Source organism: uncultured Formosa sp., from assembly GCF_947500765.1.
Classification (GTDB): domain Bacteria; phylum Bacteroidota; class Bacteroidia; order Flavobacteriales; family Flavobacteriaceae; genus Formosa.
Window position 1 is genome coordinate 1 of the sequence record NZ_CANMTH010000029.1, and the last position, 3,692, is coordinate 3,692.

The 3,692-nt window shown below is 34.9% G+C and carries 3 protein-coding genes and 1 pseudogene; all 4 read right to left on the reverse strand.

The genetic code is table 11. The annotated features are described in order from the left end of the window. Positions 1–401 precede the first annotated feature (401 nt). Positions 402–500, reverse strand: a pseudogene (locus Q1B05_RS18365) (AraC family transcriptional regulator); the annotation flags it as partial. Between the two features lie 101 nt (positions 501–601). Beyond that, entirely contained in the window at positions 602–1,351 is a 750-nt protein-coding gene (locus tag Q1B05_RS18370) for a glucose 1-dehydrogenase (RefSeq protein WP_299782884.1), read from the reverse strand. 115 nt (positions 1,352–1,466) lie between these two features. After that, a complete protein-coding gene (locus Q1B05_RS18375) occupies positions 1,467–2,378 on the reverse strand; it encodes a helix-turn-helix transcriptional regulator (protein WP_299782886.1) in 912 nt (303 codons plus the stop codon). A gap of 56 nt (positions 2,379–2,434) precedes the next feature. After that, the gene (locus Q1B05_RS18380; protein ID WP_299782888.1) at positions 2,435–3,445 is read right to left on the reverse strand and encodes an aldo/keto reductase; all 1,011 of its coding nucleotides are present in this window, start codon (positions 3,443–3,445) and stop codon (positions 2,435–2,437) included. Positions 3,446–3,692: the final 247 nt, after the last annotated feature.

The following is a 3,692-nucleotide window of genomic DNA, read 5'->3' on the forward strand; positions in this document are numbered from 1 at the left end:
GTTTGAGAAAATGCTGAAATTCCAGAAACTAATAAAATTGTAAAAATTAAAATTCTTTTTGTCATAATGCTTGTTTTGATTTATTACTGGTAACGTGTTTCTTTAGTTTGTAATAAATATCTTTAGATAGAAAAAGAGGAGAACGGTTGTATATATAGCTCGTAGCGTACAAATTATAAATATATTTTCGGTTAAACACGAGCCGAATTTTTTAATTTTCTTATTACTTTTTTTTCAATTAGCCAAATTAAAAAATTTGTCGGACTTGCAAACATGCCTTAACTTAGAATAAATAACTAATTATCTATGAGCTACATACGTTGTTGTTAGCTGCCCTTTTCTGTCGTTTACGTTTTCTGTCATTTCTGTCAGTTAAACGATTGCCTAAACTCCAGTGGTGTCTAGTTCATCTTGTTTTTTAAAACTTTACTGAATGACTGCAGATACTCAAAACCTAATTGATACGCAATTTCGCTTACGGATAATTCTGTTGTGGATAAAATTAACAGTTGGAACTATAAATTATAGCAAATAGAATAAAAAAAGATCTCGAACAATTAGAGACCTTTATGTAGCATTTCAAACAGACCTACATACTTGTCTATATAATACTTAGCCCCCCATCAATGACTTGTTCGGTACCTGTTATATAAGCTGACTCATCTGAGGCAAGAAAAACAACCAGGTTGCTCACTTCCGATGGTTCTGCTAATCTGCCCAATGGAATAAGTGGTACTGCACTGTTTCCGTCATCGGCTGATGCTGCAGTCACCATAGGCGTTCTGATAACACCTGGATTTACAGAATTGGCACGTATATTCTTACTAGCGTATTCAACTGCTACGGCTTTTGATAAACCTCTCAGGGCAAACTTACTGCCCATATAGGCAAGGTTTGGAAAGCCATAAACAGCAATGATACCTGCAACAGATGAAATATTTATAATAGACCCCACACCTGCTTTAATCATCGAAGGCAAGGTATATTTCATTCCATAAAAAACGCTATTTTGATTAATTTCAATCACTTTTTGATACTGCTCTTCGGTAAGTTCGATTGTTTGGGCAAGCGGTCCTATAATTCCTGCGTTATTCACCAGTACATTAACAGGTCCGAATTTTGATTCAGCCTGAGCTATCACGTTTTTCCAGTCTTCAGGCTTGGTTACATCCTGTTTTACAAACAAGGCATTTTCCTTGCCCAACTCAGCGGCTATTGTCTGCCCACGTTCCTCATTGAGGTCGGTTAGTATTACTTTTGCACCTTCCCCTACAAATGCTCTGGCGTGCGTTTCGCCCATTCCTTGTGAAGCACCTGTAATAATTGCAATCTTTCCTTTTAATCTGTTCATAATTGTAAATTTGATATTTGATTTTGTTAAAAAAAATTGAACGTCTATCGTCCTATGGTCACCCAAAATATAACTACAGCTTCTTTAAATTAAAAAAACAGCGGTAATAAATCACTCAGTTAAGCGACTGCCTAAACTCCAACGGTGTCTGGTTTGTTTTGTTTTTAAACACTTTGCTGAATGATTGTGGATATTCAAAACCTAAATGATATGCGATTTCGCTAACTGATAATTCGGTTGTCGATAAAAGTTCTTTGGCTTTTTCCAAGAGCTGGTTTTGAATATGCTGTTGCGTAGTTTGTCCTGTCAAATTTTTCAGCATATCGTTTAGATAGTGGGACGAAACAAATAGTTTTTCCGCAAAATATTGAACGGTCGGCAATCCTGATATACTTAAATCATCTTTTTGGTAATAGGCATTCAGCAAATCTTCAAATTTTAAGAATAAATCATTGGATGCTTTTTTTCTTGTGATGAATTGACGATTGTAAAAACGGTTGCAGTAATTTAGCAACAAATCTATATGAGATACAACTACATCTTGCGTATAGTTGTCTGTCATTTCATCAATTTCTTGTTGTAGGTTTTGCATTATTCCTTCAATAATGGTTTCTTCTTTGTCTGAAAGATGTAATGCTTCGTTGTTGGCATAGGAGAAAAACCCGTATTCTTTAATTCGTTTTGCCAAAGGAAAACTTTGTATAAAATCAGGATGAAAAACCAACATCCAACCCTCCACTTTTACAGAACTATTTTCTTCTATCGAAAACAATTGTTTTGGTGCAAAAAAAGTCATTGTACCGTCATCAAAATCATAATATTGTTGTCCGTATTTTACTTTTCCATCAAATTTTTTTTTCAAATAAATTGTGTAGAAGTTATAGACAATTGTTGTCATCTCTTCCCCCTGATAATTTATATCATCAAGATTTACAACACTTACCAAAGGGTGAGTAGGTTTTTTGATATTTAGGAAATGATGAAGTTCTGAAACCGAGTTAAGAAAATAAGTTTTGCTAATTTTCATATTATAAAATTTAAAAAAACAACGGATAAGTAATTAATAATCCGTTGTTTTGAATGTTACAAATTAACCCCTTTCATAGATACTTCATCGTATCTTAATCCGGTTTCTGTTCCTAAAGGAATGATACTTTCCAAACGGTTTAGGTCTTCTTGGGTTAGCGAAATTCCTGCTGCTGCTATATTCTCTTCTACATATTTCACACGTTTTGTTCCTGGAATAGGGGTGTTTCCTTTGGCAATAACCCAGGCAATAGCCAATTGGGCGGAAGTGATGTTTTTTTCTGCTGCTACTTTTTTTATTTCATTTACCAATTCCACATTTTTGTGAAATTGCTCACCTTGGTATTTAGGTATGGTTTTTCTGAAATCGTTTTCTCTGAAATCTTCAGGCTTTTGTGTTTCGCCATTCAAAAATCCTCTTCCTATAGGTGAATAGGCAACTAGACTGATTCCTAATTCATTCAGCGTATCCAAAATGCCCAGCTCTTCAATTTGTCTTTCAAATAAGGAGTATTCCGACTGTACTGCCGTAAGTGGGTGAACTTGGTGTGCTTTTCTGATGGTTTCAGAACCTACTTCCGAAAGTCCGATATATTTTACTTTTCCCTCTTTTACCAACTCGCCCATTGCTTCTACAGTTTCTTCGATAGGAGTATTGGTGTCCAATCGATGTAGATAATACAAGTCAATATAATCTGTACCAAGATTTTTTAATGAACGCTCTACGGCTTTTTTTACATAATTTTTACTGCCATTAAATACTCCAGTTGCTTGTTCATTATCGTCAATTTCATAGCCGAATTTTGTGGCAATTATGTATTTTTCCCTGTTTCCCTGAATGGCCTTTGCAATCAGCCTTTCGTTAAGAAAAGGACCATATATATCTGCTGTGTCCAAAAAATTACCGCCCAACTCTAATGAACGATGAATAGTAGCAATCGCTTCTTTTTCATCGGCTTTTCCATAGATATCTGCTCCGAAACCTTTTGTCATACCCATACAACCAAGACCTAATGCAGGAACTTCTAATCCTTGACTTCCTAATTTGACTTCTTTAATGTTGCTCATAATTTTTTTGTTTTAATTTATAAAGCAAAGGTCTAGCAATGGTTTCTGAAAAAAGTATCTAAATCGGGCGATGTTGTATCCAAATGATAGGTCAATAATTTTTGTTGTCGGGTGAGCTTAGGTTTATTCGTTTTGTCTGTCTGTTGATGTTTGCACTGTGGCCGTTAGGGTGTCTAGTCCTGAAATATGGCTACAGTTTAAAATTGAATTAAGCTGATAATTTATATACCATATTCGGTGTTTTATA

Bases quoted from the DNA above. Each gene is read 5' to 3' on its own strand.
- Q1B05_RS18370 (WP_299782884.1), bottom strand. From the start codon at position 1,351: ATGAACAGATTAAAAGGAAAGATTGCAATTATTACAGGTGCTTCACAA.
- Q1B05_RS18380 (WP_299782888.1), bottom strand. From the start codon at position 3,445: ATGAGCAACATTAAAGAAGTCAAATTAGGAAGTCAAGGATTAGAAGTT.
- Q1B05_RS18375 (WP_299782886.1), bottom strand. From the start codon at position 2,378: ATGAAAATTAGCAAAACTTATTTTCTTAACTCGGTTTCAGAACTTCAT.